Genomic DNA, 23,794 nt, shown 5'->3' with positions numbered 1-23,794 from the left:
AAAAATTGGGTTAGCTATGCAAATTCGGCGATCTAAAACCAACCGGCACCCAACTCACGGAAAGGCCATGGAATGGAAGCCAGCATAATCAGCAGTCCGATGCCATAGGTGACGGCCAAACGCTTGTGCTTATCCAAAGAAGCTTCCATTCGTTTTGCCGAACTGAATCCGAATGTGATAAGGGCGATGGCTATGATCATCATACTGATGTGCTCAACGGTATAAAAACGGAGTACCGAACTCTCCATTACGCCCGATTCAAAAGAAACCTTGGGACTGATGAAATACAGCACCAGACCAATCAAAAGCTGTATGTGTGTGAATATCATAGCGAAAAGTGCCGATAGCCGATCAGACTTTTGATATTCTTTCTGGCCGGTCCAACCGGAAATAGCTTTGACCAGTGCCCAAACAATAAGCACTAATAAGATCCATCGAAGTCCAGAGTGAGCATGAAGTAAACCGGTGTACATAGCCGTAAGAATTAGGTTAAAATTGGGATTTGAATATAGGGAAAATTAGGAATGAATCTTGGATTCAAGCATTTTGAAAATGCGGTTTACCCTACGTTTGTTCACGCCAAGGTCGTAAGCTCCAAGCCGACTTGCACTGCGGATGAAAGCAAGGGTTTTTCCACCTTTCTCCTCCAGGATCACATCCACATCATCTTTAAAGCCAAAAAGGGGAATTCGATATACTGCGTGAATTTCAACTCGCTTGGGATTGAGCACTTCAAACGTATGTGCTTCCTCTTCAAATATTTTAGATAAAGCTGCGAATATTATTTCTACACCTGCATCAAATATCTTGGATGTTCTTACACAATTTGGTGTTACAGGACATGGTGGAAGGGGGTTATTCTCAGAACATTGAGCCATTCAATATCACGTTTATGTTTAGATGATTTCGTGGCAAATAAATCAATCCAGTTCAAAAAATCGTTCCAGCTGTTTCAGGCACGAGTCAAGATCATCACAAACGTTAAAAAGGGAGAGACTTTCTTTCTGTATAAAATCGTACTTGATAGCATTCTCTGTATACTGTATGAGTCCATCGAAATACCCATCTGCATTCATCAGGAAAATAGGTTTGTTATGGATGCCAAGCTGACGCCAGGTAAGGATCTCGAAGAATTCATCCAGGGTGCCAAACCCTCCCGGAAGTACCAGAAACGCATCAGAAAGAGATTCCATAAGGGCCTTTCGGGTGTGCATGTCCTGCGTTTCATGAAGGTCGGTTAGTCCGAGATGAGCGACTTCCCTGTTTTTGAGTCGGGTAGGGATCACCCCAATTACATCGCCTCCGGAATTCAGGGCGGCATCGGCGATCTTGCCCATCATTCCGACCTTTCCGCCTCCGTAAACAATACCCCAATCTCTGTTAGCGATTTCGCGTCCGGCTTGTTCGGCCAGTTCGGGAAAGCCCGGATTGCTTCCGGTGCGGGATCCACAATACACACAAATATGTTTTTTCATCAGGCTAAAGAGAACATTCGTTTTAAGACGACGTCCAGTTTTTCTACAAAGTAGTGCACATCTTCTTCGGTGTTTTGTTTTCCGAAGCTGAGACGGATACTGGAGTTAGCCAAACCGGGTTCCATGCCGATTCCGTTCAGCACATGAGAAGGTTCCACTGCACCCGATGTGCAGGCCGACCCGTTAGAAACACAAATTCCTTCGATATCGAGATTCTGCAGCAACATCTCCCCGTTGATGTATTTCCCTTGGTCGTCACTGAAGGAAAGATTCACGATATGTGGAACTCCTTTTTCATTAGGGCCATTTACCTGGAAATTCACGTCCAGTTTTTCGTTGAGTTGATGGAGGAGTAGTTTTCGGAGTTTCTTGAACTGTTGGGTATGCTCATCCATTTCCTCAACAGACAGTTCAAGTGCTTTGGCAAAACCGACAATTCCCGGCACATTCAGTGTTCCGCCACGACGTCTGCGTTCTTGTGATCCTCCGATCATCCAGGGAATCCAGCGTGCCCCATTTTTGATGTACATGATCCCGGTTCCTTTGGGACCATAGATCTTATGGGCACTTCCACTGAGGAAATCTAAACCCAATTCTTTTACATTTACCGGCAGCTTACCCAGGCTTTGCACAGTGTCGGAATGCAGGGGGACGTTGAATTCCTTGCATACTTCTGCGATCTCGGAAAGCGGGTTGATGGTACCGATCTCGTTGTTGACATGCATGAGCGAGACCAAAGCGGTATTTTCGGTGATGACCTCGCGGACGGCACCAGCTGTGATGGTCCCACAATTCTTTGCCTTGGCAAAAACAGGCTTAACCTTGTGCATTTTTTCCATCTCAACGGTATGGAGTACGGCGTGGTGCTCCAGTTCAGAAGTGATGACTTCGTTCTTATCTCCGGAAACGGCTAAAACACCCTTGATGACCGCATTATCACTCTCGGTTCCACCGCTGGTAAAAACGATCTCCGAAGGTTCTGCACCGATCAGTGAAGCCACCTTTTCGCGAGCTTCTTCGATTACCACCTTCGATTTTTGCCCAAGGTGATGTGCTGAGTTGGCATTTCCATAATTTTCCTTCAGGTAAGGCATCATAGCCTCCAAAACCCGATCGTCTAATGGGGTAGTGGCGGCATGATCAAAATAAACCGTTTTCATCAATTCCCGATTCTTTAAGTGTTAATTATAGCGCCACAAAAATATCCAAAATACCGATGAAAAGCAGGAAGAAATGCTCGTAGCACTTTTGGATGATCCTGAAAACTATCGCATAAACGTTCAATTTTTATGTCGAACTCAGATCAACAAAAAAAGGACACCTCACGATGTCCTTTTAAGATTAAACGGTATGTTTTAAGCGCTTATTTTAGCAACATAAGTTTCCGGGTTTGAACCACACCACCGGCTTCAAGGCGATAGAAATAGATACCGCTTGCCAGTTCCGAAGCATCCCAGCTGATCGTATGATTTCCTGCAGTAAAGGTGTCATTTACCAGCGTTGCTATTTTTTGCCCCAACATGTTATAGATATTCAATGTCACCGGGGTAGCCCTGTTCAATTCAAATGGAATATGGGTTGAAGGATTGAACGGGTTGGGATAATTCTGGTGCAGCTTGATCTCGGACGGAATGCCGGGATCAACTTCTGAAGAGGTCGTTATCTTATGAAGTACATTACCGGTTTCGATGTCCAGGAATATCATAAGAGAATCTTCGGTGTAAGCCTCGGTTTGGTAATTATAGGTGTATCCATAATAGTTTGCGACCCACATTACAGGAGCATTGGGGGTAGGATCGGGGGGATATTCCCAATAATCGTGCAGAGCATCCAGCCAAAGTTCCCAATATCCAAAGCCGGTTTCATTGTTATAACCGTATTGCTCTCTGAAATTAGCTCCTCCTTCAGCTTCTATGATAGACAAAGCCTGATCACTGTCAACAAAGGTTTGGGGCAGAGGTTTGAAGCTGTCAAAAGTAACGCCTTCGGGTAATTCAGCTTCATCCAGGCCGAAATATCCGTCAAAGTATGCCTCTCCGTCCATGACCTGTATTCCCAGGGCAGAATCCTTTTCAGCATCATATCCATAAAACGTCCATTCTGTTTGGTACCCATCGGGGGAACCGGAAAGGGCTGCTTCAAAATTATTCTGCTGTGTTAATGTAGCTATTCCGGGCTTTGTACGGTGCTCCCTGATCTTTGTCTTTGCCTCTGGATGGGCTTTAAATGCCTCATCAAACTGATAATAATAGGTCGTGGAGCCGCCGATCATGAGAGGGGTATTCTCAAGAAGAGCAAGTTCCTGTTCGGCCAGTTCCAAAGCTTCAGAAAAAAGTAACGGAGTGGAAGAGCTGGAGTCCGAATCACCCGCTTTATATAATACTTCTCCTGTTTGGATATCAAGAAATATCGTTAAGTATGATTCTGAGTATTCTTCGGTTTCGTAGTTGAACTTAAAACCTTCGAAGTTACCCACCCACATAACGGGGGCATTGGGTGTTGGGTCCGGTTCATATTCCCAGAAATAGTTTAGAGCGAGTACATCAAAGAACCATGTTCCAGTTTCTGAGGGACCAAATGATTCAAATTCATTCATTAGATCGGAAATTCCTTCATTGAGGAAAATACTTACAGCCGCATCACTGTCAAGATAGGTTTCCGGTAACGGTTTGATATCAGAGAAATCAACGCCTTCGGGAAGCTCCGCTTCTTCAGTGCCAAAATATCCATTCGTGGAAACCCCAAAAGGAGTTGAGATGATGCTTAGCCCTGAATCTTTCACGGCATCATAAAGGTAAATTTCCCAGAAGAGATGTGTACCATCCGGCGAAGACAGAAAGTCATCTTCAGCCGCTGCTTTAGCTTTGAATAAATTTTTTCTTTCACTTTCAAAAGGCTTTTCCGGTAAGTAAAAGGAAGGGAAGCCGGGCCTATTGGGAGAGAACAAAGCGCTCTTCTGTTTTGTCATTTGTGGCTCTTCACTTATTTCCTGAAAAGAAAAATAGAAAGTCTCGCCTCCCAGCAAAACCGGATCATTATCCAGGCTGTTTATAAGCGGCTGTGCCTTAGCGATCGCTTCAGAAAAAGTGATCGGGGCTATTTCTAACTTGGTCAGATCAATGCCGGAAAGGATATCATTCGTGGTAGTTGTGGCATTTACCTCAATGAAATTCGGCAGCAGGTCCTGATCCGGATCATAAATAAAAAGGTCAGGAACAAAGAACTCAGACATCTCATCTCCGCCAAGTACTTGAAACAGATTAAAGCCGGTTGGGAAATAGGCGTTTTCTCGCACGCCCGAAATAGTGTAGGTTCCGGTCTCGCCATCAATCATAGCGCCATAAACCGGAATAAAACCTTCTCCATTTTCCGGCTCCTCATCAAAACTCAAGAAAAATGGATCCGCCGACAGAAAAACGGCTGTTCCATTCACGCCTTCAGGAACCGTTCCCGTTACCGTATATGGCCCGGCTTCAGCATAAGTCGTAAATTGAATTAAGGCGGGAGTTTCAAGGGTATCACCGGATAAGCCAAAAATGTTGCCAATGCCCATCAGATAATCAGTGTCAGGACTTAAATTGACGGAAAGAATGACCTTGGTTTGATCTTCACTAAGAGAGATCCCGTTATATTGAATCATGGTATCGGGTTCGATAAAGAAAAAGAATCCACTCGATTCCGGATCTTCCGTATCCACCATCACCGGTTGATTAAACTCCAGGACAATAGAATCCTGGTCCACAGCCACATCTCCATTAGCAGGATTAGTGCTCACCAACTGTACCTGAGCAAATAGAGATGTGCTGAACAAACATGCAATTATTAGTAGAGTGTGTTTTCTCATAAGTACCTCCTGAGGTGTTATTTACGGGAATTTACATTTTTAGAATGAGATAAAACAGAAGGGAGTACAAATGAATAATTTGTGGTAATAGAGTATGAAATTCACCGGAGATTCTTAATAAAATCCACATAGTGCGCGGTTATACTTCACATACTATTTCAAAGGTTGTACCTTTGCGGAGCACTTTAATCCAAAATTATATTTACACACTCATGGCAAAACTCACTCTAAATGATGTCGAAGTAAAAGGTAAAAAAGTACTGATGCGCGTAGACTTCAACGTGCCCATCGAAAATGGCGAGATTACCGATGATAACCGAATTGTTCAGGCACTTCCATCCATCAAATACGTGGTGGAAAATGGGGGACTGCTGATCCTTATGAGTCACCTGGGCCGGCCGGCTGACGCATATGACCCAGAATTTTCGCTTAAGCCTGCAGCCGATCATCTTGCTACTCTGATTGATGCCAACGTGTATTTTGCGGAAGATTGCATTGGGGAAAAGGCTACATCAGTAATTGAAAAAGCAACCTACGGCGATATTGTAGTTCTTGAAAACGTGCGCTTTCATCCCGAAGAAAAGAAAAATGATGAAGCGTTCAGCAAGCAGTTAGCTGCACATGGAGATCTTTTTGTGAATGATGCTTTTGGAAGTTCACACCGTGCCCATGCTTCCGTTGCGGGCGTTACAAGGTTCTTGCAGCCTGCGGTCTCAGGTTATTTATTGGAGAAAGAGATCAAGTATCTGGAAGAAAGCATCAATGACCCCGAGCGACCATTTGTGGCCATTTTGGGGGGAGCCAAAGTATCTGATAAGATCGGAGTGATTGAAAACCTGCTGGCCAAAGTGGACACTATTATTGTGGGTGGCGGCATGACCTATACCTTCTACAAAGCCAAAGGCTGGCCGATCGGGAATTCACTGGTTGAAGAAGACAAAGTAGATCTCGCCAGAGAATTATTGGAAAAAGCCGAAGAAGCAGGGGTGAAATTTTTGTTACCGATGGATTCTGTGGTGGCCAAGGAATTCAAGAATGATGCTGAACATAAAGTAGTAGATGAAAAAGGCATCGAAGACGGTTGGATGGCATTGGATATAGGGCCTGAATCGGCATTGTCATTCAGTAACCAGATCAAATCAGCGAAAACGGTAGTTTGGAACGGTCCCATGGGCGTATTTGAAATGGAGAATTTTGCCGATGGAACCTTTGCGGTTGCCGAAGCTTTGGCCGATGCTACGAAATTCGGAGCCACAACCATTATCGGCGGGGGCGACTCAGCTGCAGCCATCAAAGCATCCGGATTGATGGATCAGGTTTCTCACGTATCCACCGGCGGTGGCGCCAGCCTGGAATATCTGGAAGGCAAAGAACTGCCGGGGGTGGCTTCGCTGACGGATAAGTAAATTGCTTTTTAAAGCAGCAGGAAGGATAACATTTCGATTGAACCATTGCTTGTTTCAATGGTTCAGTCAATCCATTAAAAAAACAGTTATTTATAAGTTGAAAAGATAAAAAGTTTGAACTACTCTCTTTATATAAGTAAATAAGAGAATTGAAAATTACTTTTTATCGGATATGCGCGTATTTAGTTCCTGCCTGCTTATTTGCGGCCTTCTTTTTATCATTTTTATACCTGAGCTTTCAGCACAAAATCGTGATTTCGGTGATGTACAGGTCGCTGACTTTTTTCAATACGATCAGTCATATGATACCAGTGCATCTGCCATTGTATTATTCGATATAGGAAATGTTTACTTCGATGCAGATTATAATGTAATACTGAACAGGCATACCAGAATAAAGATCTTAAATGAGTCTGGGTTGAAGTACGCGGATGTACAAATTTTATTCGATAGGAAGGTAGGGCAAAGGGTAAATGATATTAAAGCAGCCAGTTATCTCATCAATCAGGGAGAATTAGAAGAGCGAGATATAGGCAGGAGGGATATCTATGAAGAAAAACTGGTGGACGATATCTATGAAAAGAAATTTACTCTCCCGAATGTAAAAAAAGGGTCTATTATTGAATATTCTTATGAAAAGGTCATGGGCAATCCATTTCAGATGCCTGATTGGGAGTTTCATAAAGAAATTCCTGTAGCATACAGTTCAATATATATGAAGATTCCCTGGAGATTTAATTACCACTTGGTTTTTAAGGGAACCGATACTCTTTATACTACAAGATCAGGAAACTATGGGGGAACAGCAGGCCAAAACTACTATAATTATGGGGATGACCGCGGTTATTTTGTAGAAATCACGAAAGAGGATCTTCCTCCTGTGAAGGATCTGCCTTTTATGGATAGTCGTGATGATTTCATTTCTGAAGTATATACGCAACTGAATTATGCTTATCGCGACAATGGAAACAAAATTGAGTACTTAGAAAATTGGGAACAAATATCTGATGAAATAAGAAAGCATCCTGACATTGGGAAGCAGCGCGTCAACAGAGCGATAAGGGAGAAAGTTAAGGCTTTGACTGAAAGCGCTACATCTGATGAACAAAAAATAACGCAGATCTTTGATTTTGTTTCGGCCAATTTTGAGTGGAATGGATTGCATAGACTTTACTCAGAAAAGGGAATCATTGATACCTTCAAAGAAAAGTCAGGTTCATCCGGAGACTTGAATATCTTATTAGCAAAAATGTTGAAAGAGGCCGGAATAAAGGTTTACTATGGTTTGACAAGTACTCGTGACCACGGCGATGTTTTATTGGATTATCCGATCGTCAATCAATTTAATAATTTCATTGCAGTAGCTGAGATGGATGGCTATTTGATAGTTTTAGATGCTACGGAAGGCAGTCGATCATTACTTTTGCCACCTCTTAAAGATCTATTTCAGGTAACCATGGTGATCAAAGAAGATAGTTATGGGTGGATGGAAACCCGTCCCTATCAAAGATCGGAAACGAGGGAAATGCTTACTTATAAGATAAATATTTCCGGAGAAGCAGAAGCTACTTATACCCATACAAATGTGGGATATCCGGCGCAACTCCTTCGGCGAAAAATTGAGGCTTCCGGCAAGCAACAAATAACCGATGAAATATTTCGAGACTTGGATCCTGTTACTATTGATACCGTTGTAACCAAGGGAATGGAGAATTCCAATTCCACGGCCGTTTTATATTCTAAATTTTACTTTGATGTTTTCAGAGACAGCCTCTCAGAAGTCAGTTATTTAAATCCAATGTTATTTCTGGCTGAAAAGGAAAATCAATTTGATAGTCCTAAAAGAGAATTTCCCGTAGAGTTTCCTTACCCACTTAAACAGAATAAAGACGTGTCTATAACACTTCCTGATGGTTTTGTTGTAGAAGAAACTCCGGAACCGGTGAACTATATTTTACCTGAAAATGGGGGTAGCTTCTCTTTTCAGATTCAGGTTCTTGGTTCAATGATTAATATCTCGTCTGAATTGGATCTTCGAAAATCCACTTTCAAGAATAGTGAATATGAATCATTACGAGAATTATTTTTGACCCTGATTAAAAAACATTCCGGGTCAATTGTTATCAAAAAAAGCAAATGATCAAAATAATTTATAAGTCATGATCAGGTATATATTTTTACTTTTTCTAAGTATCATATTCACTTCTTCATCATTAAGGGCATTTCAACAGCCATTAGATTATGGGGAAATTCCAAAGGAACAACTCGAGAAAAAAATATATGCTATTGATTCGACTGCAAATGCCGTTATACTTTTTGATAAGGGTGAATCTTATGTAGATACCGATTTAAAGGTCAGGTTCAAAAGGCATGTACGGATCAAGGTTCTCACCGATAGAGGACTAGAAGAGGGAAATGTCAATATAGGCTTCAGAACTGAAGATCCTGAACAAGATGTCAGAGAAGTAAAAGCTACTGCATACAGTTTATCTCCGGGCGGAAAGGTGAAAAGTTCAGACCTTGGCAAGAGAGAAAGGTTCATAGAAGCAGTGAGTGATGATTGGTCTGAATTGAGATTTTCAGTTCCGGGTCTTCAGGTGGGATCTGTATTTGAGTATTCTTATGAGATAGTTACAGAATCTCCATTGTATATGAAAAGCTGGCAGTTTCAAAAAGAGATACCTGTGCTGTGGACTGAATATAGGGTTAGGACTCCTCAGTGGTTTAATTATTTAACTTTAGTTAGGAGCTTCTATCCGCTGGAAGAGACAAGCCAAAGTACTTTTAGAGGTAAAGCAAGGTTAAGGTTTTCCTCAACCCAAGCTCCTTCCGGAATGGGAGGAACTATCCAAAGCAGAACAGAAAGAAGCACTTTGGTTAGCTATGACGGTCTTGAGTATAAGTGGGCAATGAAAGATGTACCGGCCTTAACAGATGAGCCATACTTGAATTCAGTTGAAGATTATTCTGCAAAAGTGATCCTGCAGCTGAACAGCCTGCAATTTCCGAGATCACAAACAGAACCCATTCTCACGAATTGGTACGATTTCATTAAAATTGTAGAGGAAGGAGATTTTTTTGGTGATCATATCAGGTCGGGTTCCACTCTCAAAAATATTGTCGGAAATACCACCAATAGCGATCAAACCAAGTTCGAAAATATGATCGCTTTGTACGATCACGTACGGGAAAAAATGAACTGGAATGGGGATTATGAACTTGAGCTGAAGAAGGATGTTGATAAGGTATATGAAGATCGTACCGGCAATGGAAGTGAAGTAAATATGGTACTTGTACAACTTTTAAGAGAAGCCGGCATTGATGCAGACCCTGTGATCTTAAGTACAAGAAAACACGGTCAGATACTTGATGTTTTCCCAATTGTAGAACAATTCAATCATGCCGTAGCATATGCCGAAATCGATAGTACGAACTATTTATTGGACGCAACATTAAAAGATAAACCCTTTGATTTATTGCCGATAGATAGCCAGAATGGAGCGGGTTTGATCATTGATCAGGAAAAAGCAGGATGGGTTCCTCTGATCAATAAGACCAAAGCAGAAGAGACTAGCTTAGTGACAGTCAAGGTTAATGAAAATGGATCTTTAAGTGGAAAAGTGGAATCAAAATCTCAAGGATATTATGCTTTCAGCAGATACCAGAGATTGAAGGAAGGGGACCGTAAGGAAAAACTGCACAATGACCTATTTTCAGGAGATGAAATATTCACCATTGATTCTGTATCAGTAGACCAAGCCTACTCCTGGAAAGAACCGTTTAACTATACCGTTGAATTTTCAAGTCGGGGACAGGCAAATTCAAGGCCGGATGTTATGTATATAAATCCTTTTATAGTTGGAAAAGTATCTGAGAACCCATTTAAGAGAAAGGAGAGAAATTATCCGGTGGATTTCAATTTTCCGGTCATTGAAAAAGTGGTAACCAGGATTAGGATACCGGATGGTTGGGAATTAGATGAAGCTCCGGAATCTAAGGTAGTGCGGTTACCGGGAAAGTTGGGGGAATTCAAAAGGATCATTCAGCCTTCAGGTAACTTGATATTGATGGTTTATTCTTTTGAGATGAATGCCTATAAAATTCAACCGGATCAATATCCCTACCTTCAGGAAATGTTTCAGCAATTGGTTAACAGTATGCGAGAAAATATAGTCATTAAGAAAAGCTGACGACCCACTATTATGTATAAAGTTAATTTTCTGATTCTTGGGGTTATATTATTATTAGGGGGTTGTGCATCCGAAAGTAATTTATTTGAGGTCAAATCTCAGTATGTGACTCCGGTGCCGGCAATTTTACAGTTGGGTGCTTATTCAACGATACGTACTCAGGATGCCGTGCTAAGCTATTACGGAAAAGAAAAGGCTGAGTATAAAGAACATGGCATTATCACCATTCTTGATGAAAAACATAAAAATCAGGGTGTTTTTGAGTTGTATTACGATCGGTTCAGGGAACTTGAATATTTAAATGTTCAGGTGGTTAACAGTAACGGAATGATCGTTGGTTCATACCGTATTGATGATGCAGATGATTACAGCGCATCCGGCGAAAATTTCTATTCAGATGTGCGGGTAAAAGTGTTGAGCGCTTATCACTATTCATATCCATTTACTATAGAATATGAGTATAAATATAGTTATTCCGGCACATTGAATTTGCCCGGTTGGTATCCAAAATCATATGGACAATCTGTCGAGAATGCCAGTTTTACCATCCGGGATTACAGTAAAGGGGGTATGCGATATCACAGCAGGAATTTAGAGCAAGCTCCGGTGATAAGTGAATACCCGGACCGTTCCGAAATTGCCTGGAATTTAACTATGCAGTTAGCGCAAAAAGGAGAACTTTATAGTCCTCCATATTCTGAGGTATTCCCAAATGTAATTACCTCTGCATCTAATTTTAAAATTGAAAACAGTGAGGGAGATGCGAGCAGTTGGGAAAAATTCGGTAAATGGTATTTTGAGCTTGGCAAGGATAAAAGAAAACTTCCCGATAAGGCAAAAAATGAGATCGATCAGCTAATAGCCGGAATTAATGATGAAAGAGAAAAAGTAGAAGTATTATATCAATATATGCAAGACATGACCAGGTATGTAAGCATTCAGCTTGGTTTGGGAGGTTGGGAGCCATATTCTGCTGAATTCGTTTATCATAATAAATATGGGGATTGCAAAGCCCTGGTAAACTTCATGCAGGCCATTTTGGAGTATGCGGGTATAGATTCTGAACAGGCATTGATCAGGTTGGGTTTAGAAACTCCGAGTGTAATCGAAAATTTTCCTTCTAGCCAATTTAATCATGTGATCTTGAAAGTAGATACTAAGGAAGGAGAAACAATATGGCTTGAGTGTACCAGTAAATACATGCAACCGGGAAGGGTTGGTGCAGGAAATGAAGGGAAATTTGCTCTTCTTGTAAACAACAACGGAGGCAAATTGGTTAAAACAAGGCTTTCTGCCTCATTAGATAATACAGCATCAAGAAAAGCTATTATTGAACTGCAGGATAATGGAACGGCATTCATTCAAACATATTTAAGGAATAGCGGGTCGATGAATGATGAGATGCTTCACCGTTTAAAACCGATTTCAAAGAAACAAAGAAAGGAGTGGTTTAATAAAACAATTCCATTAAATGATTTTGATGTGACATCTCTGAAATTCCATGGGTTATCGGATAAAACAGAAAACACAGGATACGATGCCGAGTTGGTTTCCGGTAGTTTTGCCTCAGGAACATCGAAGCGTTTATTTGTACCCGTAAATAAGTTTAATCCATTACAAGTTTATGTACCTGATGATGAGTTTCGTATGACTTCAATAGAATTAAGATACTTATTCATGGAAGTGGATACTACCATATTCAAAATTCCAAGTGGGTACATTACCGAATCTCTGCCTAAGGACGTTCACCTTGAAACTGATTTTGGGATGTTTTCTTTGGAGTTAGAAGAAAGATCAGGAGAAATATATGTAAGCCGAAAATTGAAAATTGATCAAAAGGAAATTCCGAAACAGGACTATGAAGAGTTCAGGCATTTCTTTACATCTGTCAAGAAAGCGGATCAAGACCAATTCGTATTGGTCAAGGAGTAGTACAGGTCAAGTTGATCTGTTGAATTTTATTTAAAAGAGATTTATTAATCTAACATAGAAAAGAACAAGAATATTCAAGGCAAACTTATGCAAAAGTATCCGCTTTTATTACGCAGTACCATCAGGTTGGCTTTTCTGTTTTTGATTGTGGCTGCTCTCATCTTAACCCGCACTTTGCTGGTTCCCTTGTTCCTAAGCGTGATGCTTTCCTACTTGCTTTACCCCTATGCCGAATGGCTTGAACGTAAAAAAGTACCTCGAATAATCACGAATCTTACTGTAATCCTGGGCTTTATGATCTTTGTGGGAGCAGTGGTTTATGGAATGATCGCTTTGGCATCGGCTTTTACGGAAAACTTGTCAGAGATCAGGAATCAGGTTGAATCAAATGTCCGCAATATCAGGGATTCTTTGGCAGCGGTTACCGGTTTTTCATTGGGGTCCATCGAATCGCTGATCGAGAGTGTAGGGGAGACCGGTGAATATGTAGCTCAGGCTTTTACGGCAACTACCAATACATTATTGAGTGTCGGCCTTCTTCCGGTGTATACTTTTTTGCTTCTTTTTTACAGAGATAAGTTTCGGGATTTTATTTCCATGCTGATCCCTTCCGAACAGGAAGAAGTAGCCCAGGATATCATTGATCAGGCTTCAGAAGTAGTCCCTCGCTATCTTAAAGGCCTCGTTATCGTGTGTTTTATACTGTTTGGGTTGAACTCCCTGGGTTTCTATTTGATTGGGGTGGAATATGCTCTCCTGTTTGGCTTGATAGCCGCTCTTTTTAACCTGATCCCGTACCTGGGAACCATACTGGGGTATGGAGTTGTGCTGATCCTTGTTTTGGGTACTCAGGGGCCTGCATTAGCACTGGGGGTATTGATACAATTTTTTATCGTTCAATTCCTGGAGAACAATATCCTCACCCCAAATATCACGGGATCGTATGTGCAGATAAATCCCCTTGTGATCATATTTTCTTTGATCGCTGCGGGAATGATCTGGGGGCTTCCGGGAATGCTGATCATCATTCCTTATCTCGGCTTATTCAAGATCGTATGCGAAAATGTAGACAACCTGAAACCTATCGGATTTTTGCTGGGAACCAAGGGAACCGAGCGGCATTCGGTTACCGTGAAGTCTATTCAGAAAAGATTCGGCTGGCTGGAAGAGGAGGATCAGGCTTAGTCACAACCATTATGTTTTTTCCACATGGCAGGATCATGCCCTTCCGGGATATTTTGGCAAGGATCCTTTGAAGTATAACCACGAAGTTGATTGTATTTTTCAACCTGATCTTTGTTTAAAATACTCATCATCTGCAGATGGGAGTTCAAGTGCACAAAACGAAGTTTACGATACAAATCAGCACTTTCATTGATATAATTTCGAAGACCTTTAGAGTCGATGGTGCTGTCTTTAAATGCATCATCCATTTGTTTTTCAACCGATATAATGCTTTTTCCCAAAGGAATAGCTGCTGCTCTCATCTCCTCAAACAATGTTTGTATTTTTTTATGCTGATCTTCACTAAGTGCCAAAGCTCCATTTTTATAAGCATCCAGCACATGTTTCGGTCCCGGAAAACCATTTAGTTCTGCCGGTTTTGCCATCCCGTTGAAAGGGGTTCCTGAGCCTGCTTTTAGTTCTTCAATTTCTTGCATTGTGAGGGATTTGATCATCCGTTGCTCCTGTCCGACATATGGAGATTCAACTCCATGTTGTTGATGCTGGGCAGAAAGATCAGGATTAAAACAAAAGAGGAGGGAAGAAATAATTAACAAGAATTTCATAGATGCAGGCATAGAGAATAAAAATTTGGTTTATACAGAAGTTAATATTTTGCAACTATGGTTTCATCCTGAGAAAAAGGGACCAATTATTTCCTGGTGAAATGGAAAGCCCTGCCCCTGATAAGCTTATTTGTTCCTCAATCAATTACCGTTTGGGGACTTGTGTAAATACCAATACGGCTCCAAATGCGGCTAAAATAGCTCCGATTGCAAAGGGAGCTAAAAACCCATAACGGATAGCAAAACCAGAGAGAAAAGCTCCAAATGAAATTCCAATCCCAAAGGAAACGGTTAACACCGATAATTGTGCTCCTTCCTGACCTTTCTTTGTTAGGTCGCCTGCAAGTGCGAGGGCGGGGGCAAATACCATGGCTGCACTGACTCCCTGTAAACCACGAGCCAGGATCATATGCCAGGGTTCGGTAGAAAGTCCCTGAGCTAAAGTAATGGGAACCAAGCCGATCAAACCTGTAACAATGAAAACTTTACGGCCATACCTGTCACTGAGTCGGCCAACAATAGGCTGGGCAATGGCGAGTACTCCAACAAGGGCACTAAATTCAACCGAAAACATAAAAGCCCCCTGAGATAATCGTTCATTTACCTGGGGTTCAATAGATGCCAATAAGGCAAATCCGGTACTCATAATGAAAGTAGCCAATCCGAGAGCAAAGATCGGGTCAAGTAGATAGGCCGAATCCTTTGACCTGATATTGAATACCATTTTTTCGTTACTGGGCTTAGTTTCGATCGGGTCTTTGACCATAAACGACACAAGAATACCACTAAGCATAGCCATAGAGCCGGCTACCAAAAAAGCAGCAATGAAACCGTTTACTTCTCCAAGAAAAGGCAAGGTATATGGTCCCGATTCTACCAAAACACCGCTAAGAAGCGGCCCGACTCCGAAACCAATGAGCCGAAATGAATTATAGATGCCCATATTTTCACCGCGGGTTTCCCGACGGCTTACTTCGCTTACCAGGGCAATGCTTGCTGTGATCGTCAGTGCTGCAGCAATGCCTTGCACGGCTCTGATCACAAATAGAATTTCGTACGTGTCTGCGAGCACATAGGAGAAATTGGCAAACATGAATAGAACGAGTCCTGCCACAACAAAAAATTGGCGCTTACCGGCTCTATCGGAAATTCGCCCGGCAAAAGGTTGAAAAGCACTGCTCACTAAACCATAAAGGCCGATCACAAGACCGGTAATAAGACTTTCAGAAAAACCAAACAACTCTCCGGAAATGCTGCCACTGGCAATGTAGAGTGGCAGGACTACAATCAGGAATGAATTTCCCATTGCATCTGCCATCCTGGCGAAGCCAAGGGCAATAATACGTTTATCTGTTCCGAAATAGGATTCTGATCTTACCGAACTCATGTAACAGTTTATTGTTATTCCAAGAAATCAACGAGAGCAGAAGAAGGTACGTTCCTTATCAGCTGAAAGCTTTAAAATGATGTTATTTTTATAAACACATTCAGCAAATATGATTTTTCCTTTCAACAATAAGTTCTTCAAATTCGCTTCAGATTTACTACTTTTGCTTACTCACTCATTCAAAGCATATTATGGCAGATAAATTAGATTCCATTCGAAGAAAGCTCGATGACATTGATCGAAGCATTTTGCAGGCCCTGGCACAAAGGCAGGATCTTGTAAAAGAAGTTTCCGAATTAAAACTGAAGAATAAAAAGGGTATCCGTGACCTTGAAAGGGAAGAACAACTTCTGAACAGAATTCGTGACCTGGCCCATGAAGTGGGTTTGGATCGGTATTTTGCAGAGCATTTGTTCAGGGAGATCATAACAAACTCAGTGAAATTTCAAACTCATTCTTTGGTTGATCATCAGAATGAGAAAAGCGGTGGAAATGGGATCCGGGTTTCGTATCAGGGTACCGATGGAGCATACAGTCACCAGGCTGCATTGCGCCATTTTAACGACCGATACTCCCAAGTGGATGCCATAGGTTATAATACTTTTCAGGAGGCGGCACAGGCTCTGATCGATGAAAAAGTTGACTATGCGATCCTGCCTATTGAAAACACTACGGCCGGCTCCATCAATGATACCTACGATATAGTAGGAAATGAAAATGTCCATATTGTAGGGGAAGAAGTTTTGAAGGTGGTACATTGCCTGATGGCGGTAGAGCCGGTTGAAACCACCAAGGTTCGCCGGATCCTTTCCCATCCCCAGGCAATTGCTCAGTGTTCCAATTTCCTCTCAAAACTACCCCGAAGTAAAGTGGAGTCTTATTTGGATACAGCTATGTCTGCCAAAAAAGTACTGGAAGACGGAGATATTACCCAGGCGGCTATAGCCGGTGCACACGCCGCCGATTTATATGGATTGCATGTGATAGAACACGACATCGCCAATCAAAAAGAAAATTATACCCGCTTTGTGATCGCCTCCAAAACACCGGTGAATGTTGATCTTCAAATTCCGGCTAAAACCTCATTGATGATGGTCACTTCTAATGATGAAGGCTCTTTGATCGATTGTCTGAATGTACTCCATAAACATAAGATCAATATGAGCAAGCTGGAATCACGTCCCCGAATGAATGAACCCTGGAAATATTCTTTTTACCTGGATATTCACGGCAACATCGAAGACCATGAGGTTGCTGCCGGTTTGGATGAATTGATGGAAAAGGCGGAGGAGTTAAAGATTCTTGGTTGTTATCCGAAAGAAGAATCATCTTCATAAAAAAAAAGCGAAGCCTCTTTGAGAGCACTTCGCTTTGTGAATTTTTTTGTCAGGTTTAGAAAAAGATAGTGGCTCGTGCAAAGAAATTGTAGTTGGTATCCACAAAATCGCTGCGGGAATCCCGAATTCGGTAGCGAAAGTCGATGTTGAAGTTATCCGTAATGAAATATCGGTAGCGGATCTCCATTTCATCGGCATTGGGAGCGTACACATTGGCTGTTTGCCATTCAGTTCCGGTCTTAGTGAATTCGATCATTAACTGATGTTTATCGGCGAAATTGTGAACTCCAAAGGATAGATTAAGAATATTACCTTCCCCAAATTCAGCAGCGTTTAAGTTTTGTCCGGCTTCAGCTGCAATTCGGAAACTCCCTCCCCGAAAAGATTCAACCGGCGTGTCGTGGGTCAATTGTGCCAGAGCTGCAAAATAAGTGGAATATCCATCCGGCTTTAAGTAAGCGCCCGGTGCTACAAAAACTGCGATATTCTTTTGTATGAAGTTGTTGTCATCTCTGGTAAGATTTTGCAATCCAATATAAGCGGCTGCGTTGTGCTCATTCTTGCCAAAATTCAAAAGAGGACGGTATGAATAAGAGGTGTTTCCACGGTTTTGGTATTCACCGACCACCTCGCCAAACCATTCGTCATTCAGATATTTCTTGAGATGGAATCCATCAATCCAGTGGTTGTTGATGTTGTTGCTTTGAAAGCGGAGGATGCTTCGCCCGGAATTACTCTTGACTCCTGGGGTATGTTGAAAACGACCGACCTTCAGATCAAGACCATCGTTGCTGTATCGATAATAAAAATGATCGAAAGAAATGGTTCCGGCATCAATTCCTCCACCGTCAGGAATAATTGTGAAACGCACAGCCGGGAGTTCGTCCGATTGAGTAGTGGCCAAACGAGCATGGAAACTGCTGTTCTCGTTAAAAGAATACGAGGCACCAACCCGAACCCGTAAAAAGGCTGTCCCTTCAAAAATATCATCAGCATTAGGGCCTGAGCTCATATATGAAAAACGGGCATTTCCTTTAAACGTTAAGTTTTCATTAGTTTGTGCATTTACTTCCAGACCCATAAATACAGCAAGTAAAAGAGTAATTAGGTATCTAAGTTTCATATCATCATATTTTTTTGAAAAATTTCTCTGTGTTAGTTGGGGTACTTATCGACACAAATGCGGAATGCTTAAAAATTTAAAAGCATTCCTTTTTGCACCAAAAAAGATCAAAGAGTCGAAAGGTGAGAAGGTCATCTGAAGATCTTGTGAATAAGAAATATCAGCCTATAAAATTTTTAAAACCTCTCGGGCACAGCCCCATGAAACCGTAAAACCGGCTCCTCCATGACCGTAATTATGTATGACCGGCAAATTCGGATCTTTCTCTACGCGAATTTCAGGCCTTCCGGGGCGCAGACCAACAATCGATTCCCGGATGTTCAGTGACTTGATTGCGGGTTGAAAATCAGCGCAATAACTAATGATCCGATCGGTAAGGCCAGAATCCGGTGTGGTGGCGGACCGGTTTTTTTTGGCTGAACCTCCCAAAACAATACAATCTTGTCGGGGTATCACATAGGCTATCTCATCCCCATCTTTCCCCATGGGATATTCAGTGGCCATCGCCTTGATGTTCGAGCTTGGTTCAACCTTGACAACCTGTCCTTGAATGGGGTAAAGTAATTCATCTTTGAAAAGAGAACCGGATCCTAAGCCGGTGCAGTTAACGATGATTTTATCAGCCTCAAAGCCACTTACTTGTTTGATCTCTTTTTGGATGACTTCCCCTCCGGCTGCTTTAAAGCGATTCCATAAATACGGAAGATAGATGGGAGTTTCGATCAAAGGTACCTTCAGTTTGTAGCCAACATGTGCAGGGTTTACAGGGCTTTTAACTTTTTCCTCAAGGATGTGTGTTTCGGGCAGAGCATCCAGCCACCATGGCCGCACTGTTGAGTCTAAATAAGTGGTAAAAGGGATGAAAGAGACACCTGTTCCTTCTATTTGACTCAACTGTTCAAATTCCCGAAAACTATGGTAACTCCAGGTTGAGACTTTGTTCTCAGGGAAAGCTTCATAAGGAAACCAGATGGCAGCGGCTACGGCGGAGGTTGTATTTTTGGGAAGTTCCTTGGTGATGATCTTGACCTGATATCCCTTTTCAGCCAATACGATAGCTGTAGTAAGCCCCGAGACACCCGCCCCTAAAACCGTTATGTTTCGGCTATCTGTCAACGGAAATGCGGTTGTCTTTCCATTCTATATCAAAGGCGGAATCCTTCTCAAGCTGATTGGCTGAACGGATCCATTTTTCTCCTTGCCAAACACGGGTAAAGCCTTTTTCGAGCGGTTCATTGGGGTTTTTCAGATCCAGGATGTGATTCAATTCCGTGAGCCGATCCTTATGATTTCGAATCAAATTTGAGCTGCGATGAGCTAAATGTTCCTGCAACCGGTTCACTTCGGAATGAGCCGATTCGATCTTTTGCTTCACTACCTGCAGTGCGTAGGATTTTGCAAGATTGGAAACCTTATCTTTATATAATTCAATGGCCCCTGATGTATGTATTTCCAGTTTCCTGGAATAATCCTCTACTAAAAATCGAATTTCATTGATGTCAGGAACTGCCATAACTGCGGCTTGCGTTGGCGTAGCTGCACGGCCATCAGCCACAAAATCCGAGATGGAAAAATCCACTTCATGTCCCACTGCACTGATGACAGGTACTTCACTCGCAAAAACCGCTCTCGCAACAGACTCTTCGTTGAACGGCCAAAGATCTTCCAACGATCCACCGCCGCGACCAATGATCAGCACATCAACATTTTTATTTGAAGAAAAATATTCAATTCCTTTTACGATCTCCGGCGCAGCATTCACACCCTGGACGGAGGCATGATATAATTTCACTTCTGCCAGCGGCCATCTCTTTTCAAGGGTAGATCGAATATCCTGAAAAGCAGCTCCGGTTGAGGAAGTCACCACACCAATACGTTCGGGAAATTTTGGCAATGGTTTTTTGTGATGATCGTCAAAAAGTCCTTCGGCTTTTAACTTAGCCTTCAGCTTCTCAAAAGCCTGCTGCAGTTTTCCGATCCCGGCCTGCTGTACTAAACTCACGATCATTTGATACCTGCCGTGTGGCGGATAGACCTGAATATCTCCGCCAACTACAATTTGCTGTCCATCTGTGAGGTTGATATCGAGCCTTTGAGCGGTGCTTCGCCAGATCACACAAGGTAGAGCGGCATCGGCATCCTTCAGCGTAAAATAATAATGTCCATTTCGGCTTTGGTTCACATTGCTCGTTTCGCCCTCCACCAAAATATCCACAAAGTTTTGTTCCAGCAGCGCTTTGATCTTATCCGTTAGCTGCGAAACGGTGGGGATATCAAACAAAAAGGGAATTTGGTTGTCGGACATTGATCGAGATCGAAGTGATAATTTAAAATTAAGGCTTAAGGTAAGAAGGATTGGATTCCTTCGCAGGGTGAAAAGATTATCACTATCCAAAGAATAAGATTTCCTCCTTTAAACAAATAAAGGAAGAGAATGTGTAACCTTAAAGAAGCTGAGTTTTCAAAAAACACCAAATTGCATTAGTGTTCAATTAGTGTGTATATTTATACACATTCAAATTCACACCTATCTAGATAAAAAATTGTCAGAGAAAAACATTTCTATTTCCGTTATCTGGGATAAACTGGGGTTGAGTCTTTCTGCACTTTGTGCCATCCACTGTTTGTTTGTTCCGGTGGTGATTGCTCTAATGCCTTTAAGTCCACTCGCACTAACGATAGAACATTGGTTGCACCCAATATTTGCCCTCTTGATTGCTCCCACAATTATCTATGCAGTTCGGCGAAGTCATTTTAACAAACGCATTGTAACCCTGCTATCCTTTGGGTTTTTGTTCATTTTAGCGGGATGGCTGATTGGAGATTTTTTACTGGAACATGGACATACCTTTGAAACAGTCTCAACTCTAACAGGGAGTGTTCTTTTGATTGCCGGACACTGGCAAAATTATCGTCATCACCAAACGTGCAATAACAGCTCACATCACCATCACCCTTACGAGGAAACGCTATTCAATAAAGAGGAGATTCATGAAACGACTTAACTTCACTTTAGACGATGCTACGGTTGAATTGCTGAATAAGCTGGCCGGGAAATTCTATGAAGGCAACAAATCCCAAACCGTGCGCGCTGCGCTCGAAAGCCTGGCCGCTCATCAGGGACATGATGGCTGGGTGATCACCGGCTACACCATGACGCGAACTGATCATAACGTAAACTGTCACACTTGCGGAGCCAAAAATGAAGAGGGCAACATTGTGTTCAAGCCGGTTTTTGAGAAGGGAAACAGTCCGGCTGCCATTCAGCACATCCCAAAAGAGGAATGGGTGGAATGTTCGGATTGTGTGGAAAGCAGATAACCTCTTTTATGATGAATAAAACGGAGATCGAAAAATACCTCTACAAACACATTCCCATTACCAAAGCATTGGGAGTGAAAGCAACGGCTTTTTCTAAAGAGGAAGTGAAATTTTGGGCTCCGTTATCGAAAAACATAAATCATCGTTCCACGGCTTTTGGGGGAAGTATCAGCAGTTTATTGATCACTACCGGGTGGTCGTATTTGCGCCTTTTGTTTGATGAGATCGAGCCGGTTCCGAAGATCGTGATCGGACGAAGTACTACAAATTACTTAAAACCCATCACCGGTGATTTCACTTCTGAACTTATAATCCCCGAAAAAGAAGAAATAGATCGGTTTATGGAAATGTTTGACCGCTTTGGAAAGGCTCGTATCACCTTAAAAGCTCAGATCAAAGAAAAAGGAAATCTGCTTGCTGAATTCGAGGCAGATTACGTAGTCTTTAAAAGCTAAATATCGATATAAAGACAGACGCATTTATCTGATGGGGAGTCATTTCGCGGCGTATGCCTGCATTCGTTCTTTATTCGTCTGTTAAAGTCATTGAACTCCTTTGAGAAGATCATTTTTCAAAGAAAATCACAGTCTATCCCAAACATCAAACCATCACAGTCCCCTTTGTGGTTTAGGAACAAAAGGCGGTATATTTGCAGGCGAATTTAAAAGCCAAAAACACTCCCATGCTTCTCAAAAATGTAAAGCCTGTCAGTAATTCTCACTCCGGTTCCGAAACGGTCGATATCCGTATTGAGGAGGGCGTGATCAAAGAAATTGGAGCAGATCTCAAAGCTGGAAAATCCGAAGAAACGCATGATTTTGGAGGTGCTTATGTGTCACCGGGCTGGATGGATATGCACGTGCATCTCCGCGAACCGGGATTTGAGCACAAAGAAACCATCAAAACGGGATGTGATGCTGCTGCCTTCGGAGGCTTCACAGCAGTAGCTTGCATGCCGAATACAAGTCCGGCTACGCATACCCGCGATGTGGTAGAATATATCATCAAGAAAGCGGAGAAGTTGCCGGTAGATGTGCACCCAATCGCCTGCGTGACCAAAGAGCGGAAAGGGAAATCCATTGCAGAAATGGCCGATCTTAAGGAAGGCGGTGCAGTGGCTTTTAGTGATGATGGCGATCCCGTTTATGATTCACAGGTGATGCGCGTAGCCCTGGAATATTCCTCGATGCTGGGCATGCCGATCATCAACCACGAAGAAGACCTTGCGCTTTCCCGGCCCGGACATATGAACGAAGGCAAAGTGGCAACGCGACTGGGTCTTGACGGAACGCCCGGAATTGCGGAAGAAGTGATGATAGCTCGTGACATCATGCTGGCGGAATACACCGGTGGACATATTCATGTGGCGCATATCAGTACCAAAAATGCGGTAGATCTGGTTCGTCAGGCGAAGAAGAAAGGGATCAACGTAACCACCGAGGTGTGTGCGCACCATTTTGACCTGACGGATGAAGAAATTGAGAAGCAGCACTTTGATACGAATTTCAAAATGCATCCGCCTCTGCGCACGCAGGAAGATGTAGATGCGATGGTAGACGGACTGGTGGATGGAACTATTGACGCCATTTGCACCGATCATGCCCCACATGCTATCGAAGAAAAGGAAGTGGAATTCATCTACGCGCCCAATGGAATTATTGGTTTGGAAACGGCTTGGTCCATCACTAATAAGCGGCTTCTTCAGACCAAAAAACTGGATCTTCAGCAACTAATGGATAAGCTGGTATATAAGCCCCGGGAAATTCTGAACCTGGAGATTCCTGAATTAAAAGAGGGAGCAAAGGCCAATCTGACCTTCTTTAATACCGATGAAGAATGGACGTTCACATCTAAAAATGTGCGATCTAAATCCAAGAATTCTCCATATCTGAATACCAAGCTGCAAGGACGAGCCGTTGGTATTTTCAACAAAGGTCAGTTGGTTCTAAACGAACTCCGATAAGCATTTCCTGATTTTTCATTTTTTTA

General features: G+C 42.4%; 20 protein-coding genes. 10 read left to right on the top strand and 10 right to left on the bottom strand.

Annotation, left to right across the window (positions count from 1 at the left end; all coding sequences use genetic code 11):
• Nucleotides 1–32 precede the first annotated feature (32 nt).
• The 5 genes from B151_RS0108535 to B151_RS19495 form a co-directional block, all read right to left on the bottom strand.
• A complete protein-coding gene (locus B151_RS0108535; RefSeq protein WP_020403207.1) occupies nucleotides 33–473 on the bottom strand; it encodes a hypothetical protein in 441 nt (146 codons plus the stop codon).
• A 45-nt stretch (nucleotides 474–518) separates the two neighbouring features.
• A complete protein-coding gene (locus tag B151_RS19500; protein WP_020403206.1) occupies nucleotides 519–878 on the bottom strand; it encodes a DUF1499 domain-containing protein in 360 nt (119 codons plus the stop codon).
• 42 nt (nucleotides 879–920) lie between these two features.
• Nucleotides 921–1,475 carry an LOG family protein gene (locus tag B151_RS18275; RefSeq protein WP_020403205.1) on the bottom strand — a complete coding sequence of 185 codons (555 nt, stop codon included), beginning with the start codon at nucleotides 1,473–1,475 and terminating at the stop codon, nucleotides 921–923.
• The gene (locus B151_RS0108520; protein WP_020403204.1) at nucleotides 1,475–2,635 is read right to left on the bottom strand and encodes a cysteine desulfurase family protein; all 1,161 of its coding nucleotides are present in this window, start codon (nucleotides 2,633–2,635) and stop codon (nucleotides 1,475–1,477) included. The genes B151_RS18275 and B151_RS0108520 overlap by 1 nt, the downstream gene beginning before the upstream one ends.
• 203 nt (nucleotides 2,636–2,838) lie before the next feature.
• A complete protein-coding gene (locus B151_RS19495) occupies nucleotides 2,839–5,286 on the bottom strand; it encodes a T9SS type A sorting domain-containing protein (protein WP_020403203.1) in 2,448 nt (815 codons plus the stop codon).
• Between the two features lie 245 nt (nucleotides 5,287–5,531).
• Here B151_RS19495 and B151_RS0108510 point away from each other — a divergent pair, with 245 nt between their 5' ends.
• The 5 genes from B151_RS0108510 to B151_RS0108490 all read left to right on the top strand — a co-directional run bounded on the left by B151_RS0108510 (nucleotide 5,532) and on the right by B151_RS0108490 (nucleotide 14,032).
• A complete protein-coding gene (locus B151_RS0108510; protein ID WP_020403202.1) occupies nucleotides 5,532–6,725 on the top strand; it encodes a phosphoglycerate kinase in 1,194 nt (397 codons plus the stop codon).
• 172 nt (nucleotides 6,726–6,897) lie between these two features.
• Nucleotides 6,898–8,865, top strand: a complete 1,968-nt coding sequence (locus B151_RS0108505; protein ID WP_020403201.1) for a DUF3857 domain-containing protein — start codon at nucleotides 6,898–6,900, stop codon at nucleotides 8,863–8,865.
• A gap of 19 nt (nucleotides 8,866–8,884) precedes the next feature.
• The gene (locus B151_RS0108500; RefSeq protein WP_020403200.1) at nucleotides 8,885–10,915 is read left to right on the top strand and encodes a DUF3857 domain-containing protein; all 2,031 of its coding nucleotides are present in this window, start codon (nucleotides 8,885–8,887) and stop codon (nucleotides 10,913–10,915) included.
• A gap of 12 nt (nucleotides 10,916–10,927) precedes the next feature.
• Nucleotides 10,928–12,847 (top strand): DUF3857 domain-containing protein, encoded by a 1,920-nt coding sequence (locus B151_RS0108495; protein WP_020403199.1) that lies wholly within the window; start codon nucleotides 10,928–10,930, stop codon nucleotides 12,845–12,847.
• Nucleotides 12,848–12,934: 87 nt separating this feature from the next.
• The gene (locus B151_RS0108490; protein WP_020403198.1) at nucleotides 12,935–14,032 is read left to right on the top strand and encodes an AI-2E family transporter; all 1,098 of its coding nucleotides are present in this window, start codon (nucleotides 12,935–12,937) and stop codon (nucleotides 14,030–14,032) included.
• Here the strand turns inward: B151_RS0108490 and B151_RS18265 are convergent.
• Complete coding sequence (locus B151_RS18265; protein WP_020403197.1) at nucleotides 14,029–14,649, bottom strand: Spy/CpxP family protein refolding chaperone; 621 nt, start codon at nucleotides 14,647–14,649, stop codon at nucleotides 14,029–14,031. The genes B151_RS0108490 and B151_RS18265 overlap by 4 nt on opposite strands.
• A gap of 133 nt (nucleotides 14,650–14,782) precedes the next feature.
• Nucleotides 14,783–16,024, bottom strand: a complete 1,242-nt coding sequence (locus B151_RS0108480; RefSeq protein ID WP_020403196.1) for an MFS transporter — start codon at nucleotides 16,022–16,024, stop codon at nucleotides 14,783–14,785.
• 191 nt (nucleotides 16,025–16,215) lie between these two features.
• Between B151_RS0108480 and pheA the strand changes: the two genes are divergently transcribed.
• The gene (gene pheA, locus B151_RS0108475; RefSeq protein ID WP_020403195.1) at nucleotides 16,216–17,361 is read left to right on the top strand and encodes a prephenate dehydratase; all 1,146 of its coding nucleotides are present in this window, start codon (nucleotides 16,216–16,218) and stop codon (nucleotides 17,359–17,361) included.
• A 55-nt stretch (nucleotides 17,362–17,416) separates the two neighbouring features.
• Here pheA and B151_RS0108470 read toward each other — a convergent pair whose 3' ends face one another.
• The 3 genes from B151_RS0108470 to xseA form a co-directional block, all read right to left on the bottom strand.
• The gene (locus B151_RS0108470; RefSeq protein ID WP_020403194.1) at nucleotides 17,417–18,484 is read right to left on the bottom strand and encodes a hypothetical protein; all 1,068 of its coding nucleotides are present in this window, start codon (nucleotides 18,482–18,484) and stop codon (nucleotides 17,417–17,419) included.
• A 165-nt stretch (nucleotides 18,485–18,649) separates the two neighbouring features.
• Entirely contained in the window at nucleotides 18,650–19,600 is a 951-nt protein-coding gene (locus tag B151_RS18260; protein ID WP_020403193.1) for an FAD-dependent oxidoreductase, read from the bottom strand.
• Complete coding sequence (xseA, locus tag B151_RS0108460; RefSeq protein ID WP_020403192.1) at nucleotides 19,590–20,789, bottom strand: exodeoxyribonuclease VII large subunit; 1,200 nt, start codon at nucleotides 20,787–20,789, stop codon at nucleotides 19,590–19,592. Before xseA ends, B151_RS18260 begins: the two co-directional genes overlap by 11 nt.
• 238 nt (nucleotides 20,790–21,027) lie before the next feature.
• On the opposite strand from xseA, the gene B151_RS0108455 reads away from it, so the two are divergent.
• From B151_RS0108455 to B151_RS0108440, 4 genes are all read left to right on the top strand, one after another.
• Nucleotides 21,028–21,489 (top strand): MerC domain-containing protein, encoded by a 462-nt coding sequence (locus B151_RS0108455; protein WP_169332199.1) that lies wholly within the window; start codon nucleotides 21,028–21,030, stop codon nucleotides 21,487–21,489.
• The gene (locus B151_RS0108450) at nucleotides 21,476–21,805 is read left to right on the top strand and encodes a ribbon-helix-helix domain-containing protein (protein WP_020403190.1); all 330 of its coding nucleotides are present in this window, start codon (nucleotides 21,476–21,478) and stop codon (nucleotides 21,803–21,805) included. Before B151_RS0108455 ends, B151_RS0108450 begins: the two co-directional genes overlap by 14 nt.
• An 8-nt stretch (nucleotides 21,806–21,813) precedes the next feature.
• On the top strand, nucleotides 21,814–22,260 hold the full coding sequence (locus B151_RS0108445) for a YiiD C-terminal domain-containing protein (RefSeq protein ID WP_169332198.1): 447 nt from the start codon (nucleotides 21,814–21,816) through the stop codon (nucleotides 22,258–22,260).
• 227 nt (nucleotides 22,261–22,487) lie between these two features.
• Nucleotides 22,488–23,768, top strand: a complete 1,281-nt coding sequence (locus B151_RS0108440) for a dihydroorotase (protein WP_020403188.1) — start codon at nucleotides 22,488–22,490, stop codon at nucleotides 23,766–23,768.
• The last annotated feature ends 26 nt before the right edge of the window (nucleotides 23,769–23,794 follow it).

The sequence above is a fragment of the Gracilimonas tropica DSM 19535 genome (assembly GCF_000375425.1).
GTDB classification, from domain to species: Bacteria; Bacteroidota; Rhodothermia; order Balneolales; family Balneolaceae; genus Gracilimonas; species Gracilimonas tropica.
This window is presented reverse-complemented; position numbering and strand designations above follow the sequence as displayed.

Bases quoted from the DNA above. Each gene is read 5' to 3' on its own strand.
- B151_RS0108535 (WP_020403207.1), bottom strand. From the start codon at position 473: ATGTACACCGGTTTACTTCATGCTCACTCTGGACTTCGATGGATCTTA.
- B151_RS19500 (WP_020403206.1), bottom strand. From the start codon at position 878: ATGGCTCAATGTTCTGAGAATAACCCCCTTCCACCATGTCCTGTAACA.
- B151_RS18275 (WP_020403205.1), bottom strand. From the start codon at position 1,475: ATGAAAAAACATATTTGTGTGTATTGTGGATCCCGCACCGGAAGCAAT.
- B151_RS0108520 (WP_020403204.1), bottom strand. From the start codon at position 2,635: ATGAAAACGGTTTATTTTGATCATGCCGCCACTACCCCATTAGACGAT.
- B151_RS0108510 (WP_020403202.1), top strand. From the start codon at position 5,532: ATGGCAAAACTCACTCTAAATGATGTCGAAGTAAAAGGTAAAAAAGTA.
- B151_RS0108505 (WP_020403201.1), top strand. From the start codon at position 6,898: ATGCGCGTATTTAGTTCCTGCCTGCTTATTTGCGGCCTTCTTTTTATC.
- B151_RS0108500 (WP_020403200.1), top strand. From the start codon at position 8,885: ATGATCAGGTATATATTTTTACTTTTTCTAAGTATCATATTCACTTCT.
- B151_RS0108495 (WP_020403199.1), top strand. From the start codon at position 10,928: ATGTATAAAGTTAATTTTCTGATTCTTGGGGTTATATTATTATTAGGG.
- B151_RS0108490 (WP_020403198.1), top strand. From the start codon at position 12,935: ATGCAAAAGTATCCGCTTTTATTACGCAGTACCATCAGGTTGGCTTTT.
- B151_RS18265 (WP_020403197.1), bottom strand. From the start codon at position 14,649: ATGCCTGCATCTATGAAATTCTTGTTAATTATTTCTTCCCTCCTCTTT.
- B151_RS0108480 (WP_020403196.1), bottom strand. From the start codon at position 16,024: ATGAGTTCGGTAAGATCAGAATCCTATTTCGGAACAGATAAACGTATT.
- pheA (WP_020403195.1), top strand. From the start codon at position 16,216: ATGGCAGATAAATTAGATTCCATTCGAAGAAAGCTCGATGACATTGAT.
- B151_RS0108470 (WP_020403194.1), bottom strand. From the start codon at position 18,484: ATGAAACTTAGATACCTAATTACTCTTTTACTTGCTGTATTTATGGGT.
- xseA (WP_020403192.1), bottom strand. From the start codon at position 20,789: ATGTCCGACAACCAAATTCCCTTTTTGTTTGATATCCCCACCGTTTCG.
- B151_RS0108450 (WP_020403190.1), top strand. From the start codon at position 21,476: ATGAAACGACTTAACTTCACTTTAGACGATGCTACGGTTGAATTGCTG.
- B151_RS0108445 (WP_169332198.1), top strand. From the start codon at position 21,814: ATGATGAATAAAACGGAGATCGAAAAATACCTCTACAAACACATTCCC.
- B151_RS0108440 (WP_020403188.1), top strand. From the start codon at position 22,488: ATGCTTCTCAAAAATGTAAAGCCTGTCAGTAATTCTCACTCCGGTTCC.